General features: G+C 72.2%; 22 protein-coding genes. 17 read left to right on the top strand and 5 right to left on the bottom strand.

What is annotated here, in order from left to right:
• The 5 genes from ACZ7MG_RS31475 to ACZ7MG_RS31495 all read right to left on the bottom strand — a co-directional run.
• Window positions 1-323 (bottom strand): ATP-binding cassette domain-containing protein (locus tag ACZ7MG_RS31475; RefSeq protein ID WP_471946274.1); only part of this gene is annotated, 323 nt, incomplete at its 3' end.
• Window positions 324-400: 77 nt separating this feature from the next.
• Window positions 401-1,243, bottom strand: a complete 843-nt coding sequence (locus tag ACZ7MG_RS31480) for a DUF4097 family beta strand repeat-containing protein (RefSeq protein WP_471381280.1) — start codon at window positions 1,241-1,243, stop codon at window positions 401-403.
• Window positions 1,244-1,366: 123 nt separating this feature from the next.
• Complete coding sequence (locus ACZ7MG_RS31485; protein WP_471381282.1) at window positions 1,367-1,900, bottom strand: toxin-antitoxin system HicB family antitoxin; 534 nt, start codon at window positions 1,898-1,900, stop codon at window positions 1,367-1,369.
• A gap of 264 nt (window positions 1,901-2,164) precedes the next feature.
• Entirely contained in the window at window positions 2,165-3,382 is a 1,218-nt protein-coding gene (locus tag ACZ7MG_RS31490; protein WP_471381283.1) for an MFS transporter, read from the bottom strand.
• A gap of 60 nt (window positions 3,383-3,442) precedes the next feature.
• Window positions 3,443-3,862, bottom strand: coding sequence for a TOBE domain-containing protein (locus ACZ7MG_RS31495; RefSeq protein WP_471381284.1), 420 nt, complete (start codon window positions 3,860-3,862; stop codon window positions 3,443-3,445).
• A 207-nt stretch (window positions 3,863-4,069) separates the two neighbouring features.
• Between ACZ7MG_RS31495 and ACZ7MG_RS31500 the strand changes: the two genes are divergently transcribed.
• The 17 genes from ACZ7MG_RS31500 to hypF all read left to right on the top strand — a co-directional run bounded on the left by ACZ7MG_RS31500 (window position 4,070) and on the right by hypF (window position 19,468).
• Window positions 4,070-4,759 (top strand): M24 family metallopeptidase, encoded by a 690-nt coding sequence (locus tag ACZ7MG_RS31500; RefSeq protein ID WP_471381286.1) that lies wholly within the window; start codon window positions 4,070-4,072, stop codon window positions 4,757-4,759.
• Window positions 4,760-4,885: 126 nt separating this feature from the next.
• Window positions 4,886-5,335 (top strand): spore-associated protein, encoded by a 450-nt coding sequence (locus tag ACZ7MG_RS31505; protein ID WP_471381289.1) that lies wholly within the window; start codon window positions 4,886-4,888, stop codon window positions 5,333-5,335.
• A 119-nt stretch (window positions 5,336-5,454) separates the two neighbouring features.
• Window positions 5,455-6,072 (top strand): TOPRIM nucleotidyl transferase/hydrolase domain-containing protein, encoded by a 618-nt coding sequence (locus ACZ7MG_RS31510; RefSeq protein WP_471381746.1) that lies wholly within the window; start codon window positions 5,455-5,457, stop codon window positions 6,070-6,072.
• A 172-nt stretch (window positions 6,073-6,244) separates the two neighbouring features.
• Complete coding sequence (locus ACZ7MG_RS31515) at window positions 6,245-6,559, top strand: DUF6400 family protein (protein WP_471381290.1); 315 nt, start codon at window positions 6,245-6,247, stop codon at window positions 6,557-6,559.
• On the top strand, window positions 6,546-6,803 hold the full coding sequence (locus ACZ7MG_RS31520) for a hypothetical protein (RefSeq protein ID WP_471381291.1): 258 nt from the start codon (window positions 6,546-6,548) through the stop codon (window positions 6,801-6,803). The genes ACZ7MG_RS31515 and ACZ7MG_RS31520 overlap by 14 nt, the downstream gene beginning before the upstream one ends.
• Before the next feature lie 154 nt (window positions 6,804-6,957).
• On the top strand, window positions 6,958-8,664 hold the full coding sequence (locus ACZ7MG_RS31525; protein WP_471381293.1) for a hydrogenase maturation protein: 1,707 nt from the start codon (window positions 6,958-6,960) through the stop codon (window positions 8,662-8,664).
• A gap of 138 nt (window positions 8,665-8,802) precedes the next feature.
• The gene (locus tag ACZ7MG_RS31530) at window positions 8,803-9,891 is read left to right on the top strand and encodes an NADH-quinone oxidoreductase subunit B family protein (RefSeq protein ID WP_471381295.1); all 1,089 of its coding nucleotides are present in this window, start codon (window positions 8,803-8,805) and stop codon (window positions 9,889-9,891) included.
• An 88-nt stretch (window positions 9,892-9,979) separates the two neighbouring features.
• Window positions 9,980-11,764, top strand: coding sequence for a nickel-dependent hydrogenase large subunit (locus ACZ7MG_RS31535; protein ID WP_471381296.1), 1,785 nt, complete (start codon window positions 9,980-9,982; stop codon window positions 11,762-11,764).
• A complete protein-coding gene (locus ACZ7MG_RS31540; protein ID WP_471381298.1) occupies window positions 11,761-12,279 on the top strand; it encodes a hypothetical protein in 519 nt (172 codons plus the stop codon). The genes ACZ7MG_RS31535 and ACZ7MG_RS31540 overlap by 4 nt, the downstream gene beginning before the upstream one ends.
• The gene (locus ACZ7MG_RS31545) at window positions 12,276-12,947 is read left to right on the top strand and encodes a DUF5947 family protein (protein ID WP_471381300.1); all 672 of its coding nucleotides are present in this window, start codon (window positions 12,276-12,278) and stop codon (window positions 12,945-12,947) included. The genes ACZ7MG_RS31540 and ACZ7MG_RS31545 overlap by 4 nt, the downstream gene beginning before the upstream one ends.
• Window positions 12,944-13,636, top strand: coding sequence for a DUF6084 family protein (locus ACZ7MG_RS31550; protein ID WP_471381302.1), 693 nt, complete (start codon window positions 12,944-12,946; stop codon window positions 13,634-13,636). Before ACZ7MG_RS31545 ends, ACZ7MG_RS31550 begins: the two co-directional genes overlap by 4 nt.
• On the top strand, window positions 13,633-15,084 hold the full coding sequence (locus tag ACZ7MG_RS31555; RefSeq protein ID WP_471381303.1) for a hypothetical protein: 1,452 nt from the start codon (window positions 13,633-13,635) through the stop codon (window positions 15,082-15,084). The genes ACZ7MG_RS31550 and ACZ7MG_RS31555 overlap by 4 nt, the downstream gene beginning before the upstream one ends.
• Window positions 15,081-15,626 carry a hydrogenase maturation protease gene (locus ACZ7MG_RS31560; protein WP_471381304.1) on the top strand — a complete coding sequence of 182 codons (546 nt, stop codon included), beginning with the start codon at window positions 15,081-15,083 and terminating at the stop codon, window positions 15,624-15,626. Before ACZ7MG_RS31555 ends, ACZ7MG_RS31560 begins: the two co-directional genes overlap by 4 nt.
• A gap of 11 nt (window positions 15,627-15,637) precedes the next feature.
• Entirely contained in the window at window positions 15,638-15,742 is a 105-nt protein-coding gene (locus ACZ7MG_RS31565; RefSeq protein WP_471381306.1) for a DUF6893 family small protein, read from the top strand.
• A gap of 163 nt (window positions 15,743-15,905) precedes the next feature.
• Window positions 15,906-16,304 carry a hydrogenase maturation nickel metallochaperone HypA gene (gene hypA, locus ACZ7MG_RS31570; RefSeq protein WP_471381307.1) on the top strand — a complete coding sequence of 133 codons (399 nt, stop codon included), beginning with the start codon at window positions 15,906-15,908 and terminating at the stop codon, window positions 16,302-16,304.
• A gap of 3 nt (window positions 16,305-16,307) precedes the next feature.
• Window positions 16,308-17,084, top strand: a complete 777-nt coding sequence (hypB, locus tag ACZ7MG_RS31575; RefSeq protein WP_471381309.1) for a hydrogenase nickel incorporation protein HypB — start codon at window positions 16,308-16,310, stop codon at window positions 17,082-17,084.
• On the top strand, window positions 17,081-19,468 hold the full coding sequence (gene hypF / locus ACZ7MG_RS31580) for a carbamoyltransferase HypF (protein WP_471381310.1): 2,388 nt from the start codon (window positions 17,081-17,083) through the stop codon (window positions 19,466-19,468). The genes hypB and hypF overlap by 4 nt, the downstream gene beginning before the upstream one ends.
• Window positions 19,469-19,496 lie beyond the last annotated feature (28 nt).

Raw genomic sequence — 19,496 nt, forward strand, 5'->3', positions numbered from 1 at the left:
TTCTCCTCGCCGGTGATCAGTCCGTCGACGGCGGAGAACTGGCCGGTGACACCGATCGCGGCGCGCACCGCCTGCGGGGCGGTGGCGATGTCGTGGCCCGCGACCTGGGCCTGTCCGCCGTCGGCGGTGATGAGGGTGGAGAGGATCTTGACGGCGGTGGTCTTCCCGGCGCCGTTCGGCCCGAGCAGCGCGAACACGGACCCGACCGGGATCCGCAGATCGATGCCGTCGAGCACGACCTTGTCGCCGTAGGACTTGCGCAGACCGACCGTGGAGATCGCGGCGGTCGGCTGCGAGCCGCCACGCAAATTGGACGTGGGCATGACAGATGAAGGCATGGTGCCCTCCCGTTTCGAAGGCTGAAGTGTTGGGGCGACCGGATGCGGGGGTGAGGGCGGACTCAGACCGTGGCGCGGAGGATGTCGATGTTGCCCCAGTTGGTCCGGGCGCGGACCTTGACGGTGTCCTCGGACTGCTCGGGGGCCTCGGAGGTGGCCAGCATGTTGCGGACCTGCCCGCGGTGGGAGCTGACGTCGATCCAGGCGGCGGTGCCCTCACGGATGCCGACCTCGATCGAGCCGTTGGAGGTCTCCAACTGGACGGTGCCACGGGCGACTTCGGCGACCCGGAGGAGGCCGTTGGTGGTGGTGCCGGTGACCGACGCCTCGGCGCGGGCGATGTCGATGGCACCGTTGGCGCCACTCACCCGCAGCTCGCCGGTCACGGCGCCGACGGTCGTCGTACCGTGCGAGTTCTTGAAGACTGCGGGGCCGTCGACGAGGCCGACGCGTACGTTGCCGGTGCTGCTGGTGATCTCGGCCGGGCCCTCGACCCGGTCGACGGTGCTCTGGCCGTGCGACGCCTTCAACCGCAGGGGTCCGGTGGTCGCGAGGCGGACATCGCCGGCCGAGGTGTCCACCCGGACCTCGCCGAGCCGGCCCATCCCGAGCACCCGTACCCCGGCGCCCGTCACGTCGATGTCCGAGCCCGTGGGCAGTTCCACCGTCACGTCGACGGTGCCGCCGCGCCCGAGCAGACCGGCCTTGGGTGTGGTGACGGTCAGGACGCCGCTCGCGTACGCGACCTCCGTCTGGTCGGCCGCCCGCACATCCTGGTCCTTCTCCGCGTCGCGGGGTCGCACCTCGACGACGGTGTCGTGGCGGTCGCCCGCGTTGAGGTGAAGGGAACCGGCGTACACGTGAGCGGTGACCGAGATCGGCTCGGGAGTGTCGAAAGAAGGCATGGCTGTCCCGTCCTCATGAGTCCTTGGGGCGTCCCCGCTGGTGGGACGTGGTGTGGGTGGGTGAAGTCGTATGGCTGGGCAGGGCTGGGTTGTGCGAGCGCGGTCGCGCGGGCGGGAGTGCCGCTAGCGCACCCAGCCCGTGAAGCTCTGTCCGATGGTCTGGGCTCTCTCCGCCGCCTGCGGCCGGGTGCCACCGTCGACCGCGGCGGACACGGTGCGCACCAGCCACGCGTTGACCGAGAGCCCCTCGCGGGCCGCCGCCTCCTCGGCGCGGGCCTTGAGGTGGGCCGGCAGCCGCAGATTGACGCGGGCGGTGCCCCCCTCGTCGCCGTCGGCATACGTAGGCGACGGTGACGGTGCCGCGAGCGGTTCGGCGGGCGCGGCGACGGGCTCCACGGGGGCGCCGCCGTGAACGAATGGCAGTGCCACCACGAAGTCGGGGTCCAGCCCGCGCAGCCGTACGTCGACCGAGCCGGGGGCGAGTTCGCGGGTGATCTCGTCCATCGCGGCGGAGAGCACATTGAGCAAGGTCAGCCGGGTCGCCGACTCCAGCGGAGCGGTGAGCCGCTCCGCCAGCTCGCGTGCTTCCTCGCCGCCGGCCTCGGCGGCCACCGCCAGTTCGCGGCGGAGGGTGTCGACATACGGGGTGAGGTCCATGACGCCATCATGGCGCCAAGGTGGCGCCATGTGCAAGTGGCGGCGGCGCTTTTCTGGATGGAAATCCCTCGCTACCGATCTGACCTGCCTAAACGCGATGGCACTCGTGGGTGCGACTATGGCGCCACGCGGCTGCATCCATCCCTGGTGGCTCAGCGTGGCGCCACATGGCACCGTCTTGGCGCCACGCCGTGGCACCCCGCGCCATCCGGCACCCGCCATCCGCCATCCGCCCTCAGCGCACCCGCCATCCGCCACCCGCCCTCAGCGCACCCTCTCGCTCCCCGGCTCCGGCCTCGGCGCCGGTACCGGTCGCCGCAGCAGATAGACGCCCGCGATCGACACCAGGAGGGCCATGCATGCGATGAAGACGAGCCCGGCGCCCTCCAGGCCGATCGGTTCCGCGAGGAGGCCCACGCCGATGACGGGGACCGAGATGCCCGTGTAGGCGACGACGAAGAGAGTCGAGATCACGGCCGCGCGCCCGTCCGGGGCGGACGCGGCGGCCACCGCGGACAGCGCGCCACGGAAGGCGAGCCCCTGCCCGATCCCGCCGACGACGGCGCTCAGCACCACCAGCGCCAGGAGCTCCCAGTGCAGTGCGCCGGCCAGCAGCGCCAGCCCGGCCAGCAGTCCGGCGCAGCCCAGCGGCAGCGACCGGCTCATACCGACCCGGCCGACGGCCAGTTGCCCGGCGGTCGAGGCGAAGAAGGCCAGCGCGACGACGAGTCCGCTCACCGCGTGGTCGCGCACGTCCAGGGACTGTGCGAGGAAGGCCGGGCTGACCGAGGTGAACACGCCGAACAGGGCGAACCCCACGAACGACGCGGCGGCGGCCGGCCCGAAGACCACCCGCACCCGCGGGGGCAGACTGGGCCGCCGCGGCCGTACCGTGCGCAGCGGTCGGCGCTCCCGCACGGTCTCCGGAAGCCACAGCACGACGGCGGCCGAGCAGGTCACCAGAGCCAGATGCACGGCGAATGGCAGATGCAGCGGCCGGTCGGCGTACTGCGCGAGCGCCCCGGCGAGCAGTGGACCGCAGCCGAGCCCGCCCATGTTCGCCGCGGTCGCCACGAACGTGGCCCGCGAGGCACCGCCCCGGGGCGCCAACTCCATGACGTACGCCGTGGCCGCCCCCGTGAACAGGCCGGCGGACAGCCCGGACAGCAGCCGTCCCGCATACAGCCAGCCGAGCGCGGTGGCGCACAGGAAGCAGACGGCACTCCCCGCCGCGAACCCCAGGCCCCACAGCAGCACCGGCCGCCGGCCCACGGCGTCCGAGGCGTTGCCCGCCAGCAGCAGCACCCCGATGACCCCGAAGGCGTAGACGGCGTAGACGACGGTGACCGTCAGCTCGGAGAAGCCGAACTTCTCCTGGTAGAGGCCGTACAGAGGGGTCGGCAGTGTCGTGCCCGCCATGCAGACGGCGAACACCGCCCCGGCGAGCAGGCACCGGCGCCACCGTCCAAGATCACCGTCCATACCGCCGAAGGTAACCTCGCCCGTCGCCGCACGCGCCCCGACGCCGGTCCCCTCGGACCGTCACGCGGTGGCGAGGGCGACCTCGGTCGACTTGATGAGCGCCGTGACGGGGGAGCCGACGGTGAGGCCGAGGTCGCTGACGGCGTCCTGGGTGATGGCGGCGGTCAGTTCGCCGCCCGCGACGGTGACCTTGACGGAGGCCATCGCCGCTCCGGCGGCGATACCGCTCACCCTGCCGGGCAGCCGGTTGCGAATGGACAGCCCCTCCACGGCGCCGGTCGCGAGAGACACCTCCGTGGATTTGACCAGGGCGTTCACGGGCGAGCCCGCGGCGAGGCCGAGTTCTCGGACGGCGTCCAGGGTGATCGCCGAGGTGATCTCCTGCCCGCCCGTGAGACGGACCTTGACGGTGGCCATGGCCTCGCCGGGGGTGACGGAGGTGACGGTGCCGGGGATCTGGTTGCGGATGCTCAGGCTCATGGGAACGCCTCACCGGGAAGGGGTGGTTTGTCGGGTCTACTGCCTTCTGTCTTCTGTGCGGATCACGGTAGCCGGGTCCGACGCGAATGTTCCGCCGACAGTCACGGACCTGGAGCGGACAGGACCGAACCGGACGGCGCGACAGCCTTCCCGTACGCGTACCGGAACCCTGTTGCTGCAAGCGATCCAGGTCACTACGTTCGCCCCATGGCGGACGACGAACCCACGCGCGCGGCGCGGTTGCTGGATGCCCAGGCGAAGGCCGTGCGGCTCTTTTCGGAGGTCGAGAAGCGCGGGCTGATCGCGCCGGGCGAGGGCGAGCGGGCGGTCAGCGACCGGGTGCGGGACCTGGCGAACGAACTGTTCGGCACGACCCGGCACTGGCACAAGCGGATCGTGCGTTCCGGACCGAACACGCTCAAGCCGTACAAGGAGAACCCGCCGGACCGGGTGATCGGCGCGGACGACATCGTGTTCGCCGACTTCGGGCCGATCTTCGAGGAGTACGCGGCCGATTTCGGCCGCACCTTCGTCCTGGGCGGGGACCCGGTCAAACACCGGCTGCGCGGTGACCTGCCCCGGCTCTTCGCCGCCGGCCGGAGCTTCTTCGAGGCGGACCCCGACATCACCGGCGCACAGCTGTACGCCGAGGTCGAGCGGCTCGCGAAGGAGTCCGGGTGGGAGCTGGGCGGCTGGCACGCCGGGCACCTGGTCGGCGAGTTCCCGCACGAGTGGATCGACGGCGCGGACGCGGAGTCGTACATCACCCCCGCCAACGCCACCCCGATGCGCCGCACCGACAAGGCCGGTCGCCGCTGCCACTGGATCCTGGAGATCCATCTCATCGACCGGGAAAGCGAGTTCGGCGGTTTTCACGAGGAGCTGCTCACCCTCTGACCGGCACGGACGCCTCATCGCGCTCCGTCGGCGGCCCACCACCTCCGAACCCGGTACAACCATCCGCACCACTCGCGGGTCACATCAAGTGGGAGCAAAGGTGCTCTCATGACCCAAGGGGGAAATATGCGATCCATCCGCAATGCGGTGACCGTCGGGGCGTTAACGGTTCTGGCGGTGGGCTCCGCGACGGCGTTCAGCGCGACCGCGTCCGCGGCTCCCAACGTCACCCCGCAGGGCGTCTGCGGCAAGGCCTACAAGACCGTCAACTCGGCGCCGATCGGTGCGCTGGGCAAGGTCTACCTGACCTACAACCCGTCGAACGGCGAGAACTGCGTCGCGACGATCCGCACCAACCCGGGCACGCTCAAGCCCATGTCCACGTGGGTCTACGTCCCCGCGACCGACGAGTACGCCGGTGACGCCGACGACTACTCGTCCTACGCGGGGCCGGCCTACGTCTACGGCAAGGGCTTCTGCGTGAGCTGGGGCGGCAGCATCGACAACGTGTACGTGTCGGTGGAGAACTCCAACTGCGGTTCCCTGAAGGAGACCCGGACCACCGAGATCCGCTGATCCGGCACCTCGTTCCCTCGTGAACCGTTCGGCTGCGCGGGCGCGCGACCGCGCAGCCGAATATCGCGTGCGCCCATGCCGGTGGACGTAGCAGACTCCCCGGCATGGGCGACATCGGCATGGGCGACATACGGATGTTCCGGGACGAGGTCACCGGCTGGGCGGCCGGTGGCTTCGGCGGGCCCGCGAGGGAACTCGCGGAGCACCTCGACGTACACACCGCGGTCCTGCTGGAAGGGCTCAGCGACCTCGCGGCCGTCGAGGCGCTGGCCGAGCGGCGGGGCCGTGACCTGGCCTCCGAGGGGGTGTGCGTGATGTCGATGGGCGGGGCGATGAGCGTCGGCCGTTACGCGGGGCTCCTCGGACCGTCCGGTCTCGGGCTGCGCCTCGTCGGTCTGTGCGACGTACGCGAGAAACCCTTCTTCGACAGAGGCCTCGACCCGGCCTCGGCACCCCGCCCGAGCGTCTTCGTCTGCACGGCCGACCTGGAGGACGAGCTGATCCGCGCGCTGGGCCCGGCCCGGGTCGAGCAGATCATCGAGGCCGAGGACGAGCTGCGCCCCTGGCAGACCTTCCTGCGGCAGCCCGCCCAGGACGGCCGGCCCCGGCACCAGCAGCTGCGCCGCTTCCTCGGCACGAAGAAGGGCCGCAAGATCCGCTACGGCCGCCTCCTCGTCGAAGCGCTCACCCCCGACCGGGTGCCCGCCCCGCTGGACGACCTCTTCGCCGGCCTGTGAGCCCCGTGAGCCCCCGTGAGCGGGCCCCGACGTAGCCCCGGCGCGGGCTCCGACAGAGCCCCGGCGCGGCCCCGACGCAGGGCTCCCGGATCGATCACCGACGCCCTGACCTGGTGTGACTTCCCCCACCTGCTCTTGCCGGGGCACCGAACGCCTCCCTACGTTCGGTCGTATGTCCCACCATGGCCGCGCCCTTCCCGGCGATCCGGATGAACCCGTCCCGGCGAGCGACCCCGCCGAGGCCCGTCCCGACGCCTCCGCGACAGTCGACCTGGTCGTCGACCTGACCTCGCACGAAATGCTCCGGCGCGCCCATGTCCTGGAGGCCCTCGGCCCCGACTGGGACCCGGTGGCCGCCCTGCGCGACGAGGAGGCGGCATACGGGCTGCTGTACTCCGGTCTCAGCGCGGAGCAGCAGCGCGTGTACGACGAGCTGGTCGCTGCCGGGGTGCTGCCGGGCGGAGGCGGCGGCCATGCTGCCGCTTGACCCGCAGGCCGACATCGGCCGCCGCGCCTGGGTGGCCTGCCCGAACTGCGACGACCGGCGCGGCTGCGACACCTGCGAGCAGGGCCGCACCTGCTCCGAGCACTGGCGCTATCTCCTCGCCCACCACGGCAGCCTGCTCCATCTGCAGTGCCGCTCGTGCACCCACATCTGGGCCCACGAGACCCACTTCGGCGCCACCCGCACCCCCTGGGAGCGCATCACCAGCGGCCTGCGACGCCGCTGAGGTGCCGGTGAGGGGCCGCCCACGGCCGTACGGCGGAGCGGCGCCCGCTTTCGGATGACCCGGCCCGTCTGTCGCCGGAGGCGGCGGACCGCCGTGGCCGAGGATCTCGGTCGGCGGTCATCCCTGCCTGCCGTACGTCCGCCCGGAGGCAGCCGTGCACATCCTGATCCTGGCCAGCGCGTTCAACAGCCTCACCCAGCGCACCCACGCCGAGCTGCGCGACCGCGGCCACACCGTGGCGGTCGAACTCGCCCTGCCGGAAACGCCGTTGGCGGAAGCCGTGCGACGGCACGCGCCCGAGCTGATCGTGGCTCCGATGCTGCGGACGGCGATCCCCGAGGAGGTCTGGTCGGCCCACACCTGCCTCGTCGTCCACCCCGGCCCCCTCGGCGACCGGGGCCCCTCCTCCCTGGACTGGGCGATCCACGAGGGCTTCGAGGAGTGGGGCGTCACCGTCCTGCAGGCCGACGCGGAGATGGACGCCGGTGATGTGTGGGCCACCGTGCCGTGCCGGATCCCGGCCGTGTCCAAGAGCGAGCTGTACCGGGGCGAGATCGCCGACGCCGCGATCGAGGCCGTCCTGCTCGCGGTGGAGCGGTTCGCCGAGGGCACCTACGTACCGCTCAAGCAGGTCGCGGCGGACGTGACCGACTCCCGGCTGCGCACGCGTCCCTACCTCGACCAGGGCGTCCGGCGGATCGACTGGGCCGAGGACTCCACCCGGGACGTCCTGCGCAAGCTGCGGGCGGCGGATTCGCAGCCCGGCGTACTGGACGTCCTGCTCGGCGGCGAGTGGTATCTGCACGGCGGTCACCCCGAGAGCGTGCTGCGCGGCCGGCCGGGCGAGCTGCTGGCCACCCGGGCCGGGGCGATCTGCCGGGCCACCAGGGACGGCGCCGTGTGGATCCCCGAGCTGCGGCCCCGGCGCCTGCCCGGGATGCCGCCCACCTACAAGCTGCCGGCCGTACGGGCCCTGGGCGACCGGCTGCCCGCGCTGCCCGAACACGCCCTGCCTGCGCTGCCCGAGGTGCCGTACGACACGTGGTCGGACATTCGCTACCGGGAGGACGGGAACGTGGGCTTCCTGAGCTTCTCCTTCCCCGGCGGCGCCATGAGCACGGACCGGTGCCGGCGGCTGCTGGACGCCTACCGGGAGGCGTGCGCGCGGCCCACGACGGTGCTGGTGCTGGGCGGGGAGCGGGACTTCTTCTCCAACGGGATCCATCTCCACGTCATCGAGGCCGCCGCCGACCCCGCCGCCGAGTCCCGGGCGAACATCGAGGCGATCGACGACCTGGTCGAGGCGGTCCTGACCACCACGGACCGACTGGTGGTCGCCGCGGTCCCGGGCAACGCGGCGGCGGGCGGGGTGATGCTCGCCCTGGCCGCCGACGAGGTGTGGTGCCGCTCGGGCGCCGTGCTGAACCCGCACTACCGGCTGATGGGTCTGTACGGCTCGGAGTACTGGACGTACACGCTGCCGCGCCGGGTGGGCCCGGGGACGGCCGAACGGCTTCTGGAGGAGGCGCTGCCGGTGAGCGCGGCGGGCGCCCTGCGCCTCGGGCTCGTCGACCGGGTCGTCGACCGCGGCCCCGGCGCGTTCGCCGTGGAGGTCGGCGATCTCGCGGCGCGTCTCGCGGCCCTTCCGGCGACCTCGGCGCGGATCACCGCGAAGAAGACCGAGCTGGACCGGCTGGAGAGCACGACCCCGCTCGCCGGCTTCCGTGAGCGGGAGCTGGACCGGATGCGCCGGACCTTCGACGACCCGGACGCCCCCTATCACGCCCTGCGCCGCGCCTTCGTGCACAAGGAGCGGCCACCGCGCACCCCGCCGCACCTCGCGCCCGCCCCGGTTGCGTGAACCGGCCGGTTCCGCTCCTCCGCCGACGTCACCGGAACGGCCCCCGATGGCGTCCCGTCGCGGCCGATCGGCTGATACGAAGAGAAGCGATGGTCGAAATGAAGGCTTTCATCCCTTACCTCCCCAGGAGGCGGTCCCATGACTGAGGCGACGCCGGCAACAGTCGATGCCGCGAACGCGGGCGGCGCGCCCGCCGACGAGGCCCCCACGATCCACATTCTCTGGATCAACGCGGGGCTCAGCTGCGACGGCGACTCGGTCGCGCTGACGGCGGCCATGCAGCCCAGCATCGAGGAGATCGTGCTCGGTGTGCTGCCGGGGCTGCCGAAGATCGCCGTCCACTGGCCGCTCATCGACTTCGAGTGCGGTCCGGTCGGCGGCGCGGACACGTTCATCGAGTGGTTCTTCAAGGGGGAGCGGGGCGAGATCGACCCGTTCGTCCTGGTCGTCGAGGGCTCCGTCCCCAACGAGGCGATCAAGCCCGAGGGCTACTGGTGCGGCTTCGGCGACAACCCGGAGACCGGCCAGCCGATCACCACCAGCGAGTGGATCGACCGGCTCGCCCCGAAGGCCCTCGCGGTCGTCGCCATCGGCACCTGCGCCACGTACGGCGGCATCCACGCCATGGCCGGCAACCCGACCGGCGCGATGGGCGTCCCGGACTACCTCGGCTGGGACTGGAAGTCCCAGGCCGGCATCCCCATCGTGTGCGTCCCGGGCTGCCCGATCCAGCCCGACAACTTCTCCGAGACGCTCACCTACCTGCTCTACCAGGCGGCCGGCGCCGCGCCGATGATCCCGCTCGACGACAAGCTCCGCCCCACCTGGCTGTTCGGGGCCACCGTGCACGAGGGCTGCGACCGGGCCGGCTACTACGAGCAGGGCCAGTTCGCCACGTCGTACGACTCGCCGACCTGCCTGGTCAAGCTCGGCTGCTGGGGACCGGTCGTCAAGTGCAACGTCCCCAAGCGCGGCTGGATGAACGGCATCGGCGGCTGCCCCAACGTCGGCGGCATCTGCATCGCCTGCACCATGCCCGGGTTCCCCGACAAGTTCATGCCGTTCATGGACGAACCCCCCGGCGCCAAGCTGTCGAGCAACGCCAGCGGGGCGTACGGCGCCGTGGTCCGCAAGCTGCGGTCGATCACCGCCAGGACCGTGGACAAGGAGCCCAAGTGGCGCCGTACCGGAGAAAAGATCACCACCGGGTACCGGCCCCCGTGGTGAGCGACCCCCACGAGTAGCCGGCTCCCCGCCTCGTGCACCCCCCACCCCAACCTCCCGCGCAATGACGCAACGAAGGGCACGCACCCAGATGGCACCGAAGACGAAGACGGCCGGCGACGGCAGTGGCCTGGTGGAGATGGCCTGGGACCCGATCACCCGGATCGTGGGCTCCCTCGGCATCCACACGAAGATCGACTTCAAGCAGAAGCGGGTCGCCGAGTGCTACAGCACCTCGTCGGTCTTCCGCGGCTACAGCGTCTTCATGCGCGGCAAGGACCCCCGCGACGCCCACTTCATCACCAGCCGCATCTGCGGCATCTGCGGCGACAACCACGCCACCTGCTCGGTGTACGCGCAGAACATGGCGTACGGCGTGAAGCCCCCGCACCTCGGCGAGTGGATCATCAACCTCGGTGAGTCGGCGGAGTACATGTTCGACCACAACATCTTCCAGGAGAACCTGGTCGGGGTCGACTACTGCGAGAAAATGGTCAAGGAGACCAACCCCGGCGTCCTCGAACTCGCCGAACGCACCGAGGCCCCGCACGCCGCCGAGCACGGCTACCGCACCATCGCCGACATCATGCGCTCGCTCAACCCGCTGGAGGGCGAGTTCTACCGCGAGGCGCTCCAAGTGAGCCGCTACACCCGCGAGATGTTCTGCCTGATGGAGGGCCGCCATGTGCACCCCTCCACGCTCTACCCGGGCGGCGTCGGCACCATCGCCTCCGTCCAGCTCTTCACCGACTACATGAGCCGCCTCATGCGGTACGTCGAGTTCATGAAGCGCGTCGTCCCCCTGCACGACGACCTGTTCGACTTCTTCTACGAGGCCCTGCCCGGCTACGAGGAGGTCGGCCGCCGCCGCGTCATGCTCGGCTGCTGGGGTGCGCTCAACGACCCCGAGTACTGCGACTTCACCTACGCCAACATGACCGACTGGGGACGGAAGATGTTCGTCACCCCCGGCGTCGTCGTGGACGGCAAACTCGTCACCAACGACCTCACCGAGATCAACCTCGGCATCCGCATCCTCCTCGGCAGCTCCTACTACGAGGACTGGCAGGGCCAGGAGCAGTTCGTCACCCACGACCCGCTCGGCAACCCCGTCGACCCGCGCCACCCGTGGAACCAGCACACGATCCCGGCCCCGCAGAAGCGGAACTTCGACGACAAGTACAGCTGGGTCATGTCCCCGCGCTGGTTCGACGGCAAGGACCACCTCGCCCTGGACACCGGCGGCGGCCCCATCGCCCGCCTGTGGTCCACCGCCCTGTCCGGGCTCGTCGACATCGGCTACATCAAGGCCACCGGCCACAGCGTGGTCATCAACCTGCCCCGCACCATGACCAAGCCGGAGACCACCTTCGAGTGGAAGATCCCGCAGTGGTCCAACGCCCTGGAACGCAACCGCGCCCGCACCTACTTCCAGGCGTACGCCGCCGCCGTCGCCCTGCACTGCGCGGAGAAGGGCCTCGCCGAGGTCCGCGCCGGACGCACCCAGACCTGGGAGAAGTTCGAGGTCCCGGACCAGGGCATCGGCGTCGGCTTCACCGAGGCCGTCCGCGGTGTCCTCTCCCACCACATGGTCATCCGCGACGGCAAGATCGCCAACTACCACCCGTATCCGCCGACCCCCTGGAACGCCAGCACCAGGGACACCTTCGGCACCCCCGGCCCGTACGAGGACGCCGTGCAGAACACGCCCATCTTCGAGGAGAACACCCCGGAGAACTTCAAGGGCATCGACATCATGCGCGCCGTCCGCAGCTTCGACCCCTGTCTGCCCTGCGGCGTCCACATGTACGTCGGCGGCGGCAAGACCGTGAAGTCGATGCACGTCCCCACCGGCCTGAGCGGACTGGGCGGATGAGCGCCACCACGACGGCGCGGCCCGTCGACGCGCAGCAGACCGGACGCCGCGTCGAGGAGGTGCTCGACCGGCTGGCCGAAAGCGGCGACCCGGCCGTCACCACGGCCGCGGAGGAACTCGTGCGCTCCCTCATGGACTTCTACGGCGCGGGCCTCGCCCGCGTCCTCCACCTGCTGTCCACCGCACCCGGCGACCCGGCGGCCCGTCTCCTCGGGGACGAACTGGTCGCGAGCCTGCTCGTCCTGCACGACCTGCACCCCGAGGACCGCGACACCCGTATCGCCCGCGCCCTCGACAGCGTCCGCGAACACGCCCTGGACATCGCGGACTTCGACGAGGACACCGGCACACTCACCCTGCGGGCCCGGGAGAGCGGCGGTGGCTGCGGCTGCGGCTCGGGCGAGGACGCCCGGCAGGCCGCCGAGGCGGCGCTCGCCTGCTTCGCACCCGAGGTCACGGTCGTCGAACTGAAGGCCGCGCCCACCCTGTTGCAGATCGGGACGAAAACCCGGTGACCGCCACCGCAGCCGGCCTGCGCCGGTTCGTCACCGAACGCCCACCGCAGCCCGAACGATGCGAACTGTGCGCGGTGGCGGTGCCCGAGAACCATCGCCACCTCGTCGACACCGAGAAGCGCGCCCTCGTCTGCGCCTGCACCGCCTGCGCCCTGTTGATGGAACAGCCGGGCGCTGCCGCGGGCCGCTTCCGCGCGGTCCCGGCCCGCTACCTCACCGACCCCGGACACCGCCTCGACGACACCGCCTGGGAGGCCCTGCAGATCCCGGTCGGCGTCGCCTTCCTCTTCCGCAACGCGGCGCTCGACCGGCTCGTAGCCCTCTACCCGAGCCCGGCCGGAGCCACCGAGAGCGAACTCGAACCCGCCACCTGGGAGGCGGTCCTCGGCGGCAGCCGCCTCGCCGCACTCCTCGAACCCGACGTCGAGGCGCTGCTGCTGCGCCGCACCGACGGCCACTTCGAATGCCACCTCGTCCCCATCGACATCTGCTACGAACTTGTCGGCCGCATGCGCCTGTTGTGGCAGGGCTTCGACGGCGGGGCCGAGGCCCGCGCCGCCCTGGACACGTTCTTCGCGGACGTCGCGCGCCGCGCCCGTCCCGTGGACACGGAGGCTCACCGGCCGGAAGAGGCGGCATCCGTGACGGCCGAGGCGGTGCGCCCGTGACGGAGTTCTCCTTCGCCTGCACCGGCGTCCGCGCCGACCGGTACGCCGCCGGACCCACCCTCGTCTTCCGGCTCCGCGTCACCGCCGCCGACAACGCGCGCGTGCACGCCCTCGCCCTGCGCTGCCAGATCCGTATCGAACCCGCCCGACGCGGCTACGAACCCGCCGAGGCCGAAGGGCTCGCGGACCTCTTCGGCGAGCGCTCCCGCTGGGGCAGCACCCTGCAGCCGGTGCAGTTCGCCCAGGTCGCGGTCATGGTGCCGAGCTTCACCGGAGAGATCGAGACCGACCTCGTCGTGCCCTGCACCTACGACATGGAGATCGCCGCCACCCGCTACCTCACCGCCCTCACCGACGGCGAGGTCCCCCTGCTCATGCTCTTCTCCGGCACCGCGTTCACCGGCGACGCCGGCTTCCGCGTCGAACCCGTCCCCTGGGACCGGGAGGCGGCCTTCCGGATGCCGGTCACTGCCTGGCGGGAGATGGTCGAGCAGCACTTCCCCGGCTGCGGCTGGATCCGGCTGCCCCGCGACACCATGGACGCCCTTCTCGCCTACCGCTCCCGGCACGCGCTGCCCTCCTGGGAGGCGACCCTCACCGCCCTGCTCGACGAGAGCCGTGCCGCCGACGCGCCCGTGCGGGACCCGTTCCGCGCCCTCACCGGCACCACCGGAAGGACCGAGCCGTGACCGTCACCGCGTTCGCCGCCGAGACCGAGGAACGGTTCGCCCTCGCCCGGCAGGTGGCCGACGCCGTCCTCTTCGAGGGCTATGTGCTCTACCCGTACCGCGCCTCCGCCGCCAAGAACCGGCTGCGCTGGCAGTTCGGGGTCCTCGTACCGCCCGGCTGGGGCGCCGAGTGCGAGGAGCACGACTTCCAGCACACCGAATGCCTGATGGAACCCAGGGCGGGCGCGACCCTCTCGGTCGAGGTGCGGTTCCTGCACGCCCGGCGGCGCACGGTGCAGCGCCTCCGCCCGGACGGCGGCTACGACACCGTCCCCGAACTCGACCTCGACGACCGGGTGCTGGTGCCCTGGGACGAGGGTTTCGAGGAACGCGTCGAGGTGATCGCGCCCGTCGACGACCTCCTCGGCGACGGCGTCACCCGTCCCTTCCACCTCCCCGCCCGGGAGGACACCGCACCCGTCCTGGACGCGGCCGGCCGCGGCGTCGGACGGCTGGTCCGGCGCTGCGAGGAGATCAACGGCACGGTCCGGCTGTCCGCCCGCGAACTCGACGGTCCCTACCGGGTGTTGCGGCTGACCGCCGTCGTCGAGAACACGAGCGGCTGGACCCCGCCCGAGGGCCGGGCCGCCGACCGGGACGCGGCGCTGCCGCACTCCCTGGTGGCCACCCACCTCCTCATGGCCCTCAGCGCCGGCTCGTTCCTGTCCATGACCGATCCCCCCGAATGGGCCAAGGGCGCGGTCGCCGCCTGCCGCAACCTCCACACCTGGCCCGTCCTCGCCGGCGAACCCGGCCGCGCCGACCTCGTGCTGTCCTCGCCGATCATCCTGGAGGACCATCCGGCCATCGCCCCGGAGAGCCCCGGTGCGCTCTACGACGCCACCGAGATCGACGAGATCCTCGCCCTGCGCACCGCCGCCCTCACCGACGAGGAGAAACGCGAGGCCCGGGGCACCGACGAACGGGCCGCCGCCGTCATCGAGCTGGCGGACTCGATGCCGGCCGAGGTCCTGGAACGGCTGCACGGAGCGGTGCGCAGCCTACGCGAGGTCACCGGACCCGAACCCGCCGGCCCCGGCCCCGGGCCCGCCGCCCGAGCCGACGGCTTCCCCGACGAGCACGGGGTGCCGCGGCCGGACACCCCCTGGTGGGACCCCGCGAGCGACGCGGGGTTCGACCCGGCCCAGGACCGAGTCGTCGTGGGCGGCCGGCCGGTGGGCAAGGGCAGCCGCGTCGAACTGCACCCGGGCCTGCGGCACACCGACGCGCAGGACATCTTCCTGCGGGGCCGCACCGCGACGGTCGAGGCCGTCCTGCACGACGTCGACGGCGGAGTGCACCTCGCCGTCACCGTCGAGGGCGACCCGGGCGCCGACATCCGCCGCGAACAGGGCCGCTTCCTGTACTTCCAGCCCGACGAGATCACCCCGCTGGAGGACCCCGCATGAACCCCACGGACCGGCCCGGTCCCCGCACCCTCGTCGCCGGTATCGGCAACGTCTTCCTCGGCGACGACGGCTTCGGCGTGGAGACCGTCCGCCTGCTCGGCGAACGCGAACTCCCTCCCCACATCGAGGTGGTGGACATCGGAGTACGGGGAGTGCACCTCGCCTACCAGCTCCTGGACGGCTACGACACCCTCGTCCTCGTGGACGCCACGGCACGCGGCGGAGCCCCCGGCACGCTGTATGTGATCGAACACGAGGTCGGCGGCGCGAGCCCGTCGTCGGCCGCGCCCGCCCTGGACGGCCACCGGATGACCCCCGACACCGTCCTGGCGCTGCTGGGCACCCTCTGCGCCGGGACCGGCGGCGAACCACCGCGCCGCGTCCTCGTCGTCGGCTGCGAACCGGCCTCGGTGGACGAGCGCATCGGGCTCAGCATGCCGGTGTCCGAGGCCGTGCCGGAGGCCGTCCGGCTGATCGAAGAGCTGCTGCGGAACGGTGAGCCGTCCGTGGCACAGGCCTCAACCGCTGAGGCCGCGACATGAGGAGAGACGGGATGAAGAAGATCGTCATCGGAGGAGCGGCCATGGCCGCCCTGGTCGCCGTGGCCGCCGAGGTCCTGCCGGACATCAAGCGCTACCTGCGGATCCGCCGGATGTGAGCCGCGCGGCGGTGAGCCGCCGGGCGGCGAACGGTGGGCCGTGCGGTTGCGTCGAACGGCGTACCCGCCGGCCGGTGACGGCGTGCCGGGCCGGACGACCCGGGCGGGCACGCCTGTAATGAACCCCGGCGTGAGACAGGCGGCGAAAGGACGGCAACGACCCATGCACGAGATGTCCGTCGCGCTGGCCGTGGTCGATCAGGTCGCCGAGGCCGCCGACCGGGCCGGGAACGTCACGGCGGTCCGATCGGTACGGCTCCAGGTCGGCGAACTCGCCGGTGTCGTCCCCGACTCCCTCACCTTCTGCTTCGAACTGGCCTGCGCCGGAACCCTGTTGGAAGGCGCCGAACTAGTCACCGAAGCCGTACCGGGGCGGGCCCGCTGCACTCCCTGCGCGCACGAATGGGCCGTCGGCATGCCGCCGCACCTGACCTGCCCCGCGTGCGGCGGGACGCGGACCGACCTGCTCGCCGGCCGGGAACTGCAGATCGTCGACGTGCGCTGGGAGGACGGCGGCCCCGCCCCGACCCCCACCCGCGAACCCATCTCCGAGGAGCGCTGACCCATGTGCCGTGTAGCCGACCTGCGTCAGGCCGTACTGGCGAAGAACGACGCGAGCGCCCACGCGCTGCGCTCCGCCCTCACCGCGCGGGGCACCGCCGTCGTCAATCTGCTGTCCAGTCCGGGCAGCGGCAAGACCGCGCTGCTTGAGCAGGAACTGCTGCGGGCCCGGGAGCGGTCCCTTCCCGTCGCCGCGCTGAGCGCGGATCTCGCCACCGAGAACGACGCGGTCCGCCTGGCGCGTTCGGGCGTCCCGGTCAAACAGGTGCTCACCGACGGACTGTGCCACCTGGAGGCGGGGATGCTCGCCGGACACCTCGACGGATGGCTGCCCGACGACACCCGGCTGCTGTTCGTGGAGAACGTCGGCAACCTCGTCTGCCCCGCCACCTACGACCTGGGGGAGACCCTGAGAGTCACGCTCGCCTCCGTCACGGAGGGCGAGGACAAGCCGCTCAAGTACCCCACCGCCTTCGGCCTCGCCCAGCTGGTCGTGGTCACCAAGGCGGACCTCGCGGAGGCCGTCGAGTTCGACGACTTCGCGTTCCGCGCCAACGTCGAGCAGGTCAACCCGGGAGTCGAGATCGTCGTGACCTCGGCACGGGCGGGTCGGGGGATCGGCGCACTCCTCGACCGGGCCATCGCGGTCCTGGACGGCGCCCCCGTCCACACGCCGGTCATGGCCCGGCAGCCCCACCACCACGGGCACACCCACACCCACGACGGTCACACCCACGCGCACCCGGAGGCCACCGGCGCCATGGCCCACACCCACTCGTGAGCGGTCCCCAGACCCGGGCCGCCGTCACCGAGGAGCCCGCGTCGCGCCGCCGGGTCACCGTCCGGGGAGTGGTGCAGGGCGTGGGCTTCCGGCCCTACCTGTACGGCCTCGCCACCGAACTCGCCCTGGCCGGACATGTGACCAACACCCCGGAGGGCGTCGTCGTGGAGGTCGAGGGCCCCGCCACGGCCGTGGCCGGGTTCTGCGACCGGATCGCCGCCCAGGCGCCCCCGCTGGCCCGCGTCGAGTCCGTCGACCACCGCGAGCTGCCTCCCGTCGGCGACACCGCCTTCACCATCCTCGCCTCCCACTCCGGCGGCCCGGCCCGCACCCTGGTCTCCCCGGACTCCGCCACCTGCGCCGACTGCCTCACCGAACTCGCCGACCCGGCGGACCGGCGGTACCGCCACCCGTTCGTCAACTGCACGCACTGCGGCCCGCGTTTCACGATCGTCACCGGCGTGCCGTACGACCGGGCCCACACCACCATGGCCGGCTTCGCCCTGTGCGCCGACTGCGCCCGCGAGTACGCCGATCCGGCCGACCGGCGCTTCCACGCCCAGCCGGTCGCCTGCCCGGCCTGCGGACCCCGGCTGCGACTGGTCGCCGGACCGGACACGGGGACCGTGAGCGTCGGCGGGGCGGATCCGGTCGTCGAGGCGCGCGCCCTGCTGACGCGGGGCGCGATCGTCGCCGTGAAGGGTCTGGGCGGCTATCACCTCGCCTGCGACGCCACGAACGAGGACGCGGTCGCCCTCCTGCGGCACCGGAAGGCACGCGGCGACAAACCGTTCGCCGTGATGGCCAGCACAGTGGAAGACGTACGGCACCTCGTGCGGCTGAGCCCCGAGGAGCGGACCCTGCTCGAAGGCCGGGCCCGGCCGGTCGTGCTGCTCAGACGCCGTCCCAGCCCCCTGGGTCATCCGCGGCCCGCCGAGGCCGTCGCGCCCCGCAGCCCCGACCTCGGGGTGATGCTGCCCTACACGCCCCTGCACCACCTGCTGTTCGGCCTGCCCGGTGACGCGGACGGCCCCCGGCTGCTCGTCATGACCAGCGGCAATGTCTCAGGTGAGCCGATCGTCACCGACGACACCGAGGCGCTGGAACGGCTGGCGCACCTGGCCGACGCCTGGCTCACCCACGACCGGCCGATCCAGGTGCCCTGCGACGACTCCGTGGTCCGGGTCTGCGACGGCGAGCCCCTGGTGCTGCGCCGCTCACGCGGCCACGCCCCGCTGCCGGTCGCCCTACCACTGCCCGTGCGGCCGGCCCTCGCCGTCGGCGGCGATCTGAAGAACGCCTTCTGCCTGGGGTCGGGGCGACAGGCCTGGCTGTCGGCGCACATCGGCGACATGGACGACCTCGGCACCCAGCGTGCCTTCGAACGCGCGGAGGCGCAGTTGGAGTCCATCACGGGGGTGCGGCCCGAGGTCCTGGTGTCCGACCGGCACCCCGGCTATCGCTCCGCCCGATGGGCCGACCGGAACGCGGTGGGGCGCCCCGTCGGGCACGTCCAGCACCATCACGCGCACATCGCCGCCGCGATGGCCGAGCACGGACTCGACGGCACCCGGCCGGTCCTCGGCGTCGCCTTCGACGGCACGGGCCACGGCGACGACGGCGCCGTGTGGGGCGGGGAGTTCCTGCTCGCCGACTACGACCGCTTCACCCGGTTCGGACACCTCGCCTACGTCCCGCTGCCCGGCGGCGACACCGCGGTGCGCCGCCCGTACCGCATGGCGCTGGCCCATCTGCGGGCGGCCGGGATCGACTGGTCCGGCGACCTCCCGTGCACGGCCGCCTGTCCGCCCGACGAACTCCGGGTCCTGGAGCAGCAGTTGGAGCGCGGCCTGAACTGCGTTCCCACCTCCAGCATGGGCCGGCTCTTCGATGCCGTGTCCTCGCTGGCCGGTGTGTGCCACCACGCCGGATACGAGGCACAGGCCGCCGTGGAGCTGGAGGGCGCGGCGCTCTGTGCGCCGGCCCGGGACACCACGGCGTACGCCTTCGCGCTGCACGACCCGGAGGCGGGGGAGGGCATGGCCGTGCGGGCCGATCCGGCGCCCGTGCTCGCGGCGATCGTCGGCGATCTGCGCGCGGGCGCCGAACCGACCCTGATCGCCGCACGCTTCCACCAGGGCGTGACCGCCCTGGTCCACCGGATGTGCGCGCGGGCGCGGCAGCGGCACGGACTGGAGACGGTCGTGCTGTCCGGGGGTGTGTTCGCGAACACGCTGCTCTCCTCCGCCTGCGCCGCCACCCTGCGCGCGGACGGCTTCACGGTCCTGCGGCATCACCTGGTGCCACCCAACGACGGCGGACTGGCCCTGGGCCAGCTGATGGTGGCCGGGCGGGCCACCTCCGCCGCGACTCCCACCGACTGAGCGACGCGCGACCCACAGCGAGGACAGC

The organism is Streptomyces sp. NPDC107538 (genome assembly GCF_055657445.1).

Bases quoted from the DNA above. Each gene is read 5' to 3' on its own strand.
- ACZ7MG_RS31560 (WP_471381304.1), top strand. From the start codon at position 15,081: ATGAACCCCACGGACCGGCCCGGTCCCCGCACCCTCGTCGCCGGTATC.
- ACZ7MG_RS31500 (WP_471381286.1), top strand. From the start codon at position 4,070: ATGGCGGACGACGAACCCACGCGCGCGGCGCGGTTGCTGGATGCCCAG.
- ACZ7MG_RS31485 (WP_471381282.1), bottom strand. From the start codon at position 1,900: ATGGACCTCACCCCGTATGTCGACACCCTCCGCCGCGAACTGGCGGTG.
- ACZ7MG_RS31515 (WP_471381290.1), top strand. From the start codon at position 6,245: ATGTCCCACCATGGCCGCGCCCTTCCCGGCGATCCGGATGAACCCGTC.
- ACZ7MG_RS31535 (WP_471381296.1), top strand. From the start codon at position 9,980: ATGGCACCGAAGACGAAGACGGCCGGCGACGGCAGTGGCCTGGTGGAG.
- hypA (WP_471381307.1), top strand. From the start codon at position 15,906: ATGCACGAGATGTCCGTCGCGCTGGCCGTGGTCGATCAGGTCGCCGAG.
- ACZ7MG_RS31495 (WP_471381284.1), bottom strand. From the start codon at position 3,862: ATGAGCCTGAGCATCCGCAACCAGATCCCCGGCACCGTCACCTCCGTC.
- ACZ7MG_RS31565 (WP_471381306.1), top strand. From the start codon at position 15,638: ATGAAGAAGATCGTCATCGGAGGAGCGGCCATGGCCGCCCTGGTCGCC.
- ACZ7MG_RS31530 (WP_471381295.1), top strand. From the start codon at position 8,803: ATGACTGAGGCGACGCCGGCAACAGTCGATGCCGCGAACGCGGGCGGC.
- ACZ7MG_RS31505 (WP_471381289.1), top strand. From the start codon at position 4,886: ATGCGATCCATCCGCAATGCGGTGACCGTCGGGGCGTTAACGGTTCTG.
- hypB (WP_471381309.1), top strand. From the start codon at position 16,308: ATGTGCCGTGTAGCCGACCTGCGTCAGGCCGTACTGGCGAAGAACGAC.
- ACZ7MG_RS31480 (WP_471381280.1), bottom strand. From the start codon at position 1,243: ATGCCTTCTTTCGACACTCCCGAGCCGATCTCGGTCACCGCTCACGTG.
- ACZ7MG_RS31490 (WP_471381283.1), bottom strand. From the start codon at position 3,382: ATGGACGGTGATCTTGGACGGTGGCGCCGGTGCCTGCTCGCCGGGGCG.
- ACZ7MG_RS31540 (WP_471381298.1), top strand. From the start codon at position 11,761: ATGAGCGCCACCACGACGGCGCGGCCCGTCGACGCGCAGCAGACCGGA.
- ACZ7MG_RS31520 (WP_471381291.1), top strand. From the start codon at position 6,546: ATGCTGCCGCTTGACCCGCAGGCCGACATCGGCCGCCGCGCCTGGGTG.
- ACZ7MG_RS31510 (WP_471381746.1), top strand. From the start codon at position 5,455: ATGGGCGACATACGGATGTTCCGGGACGAGGTCACCGGCTGGGCGGCC.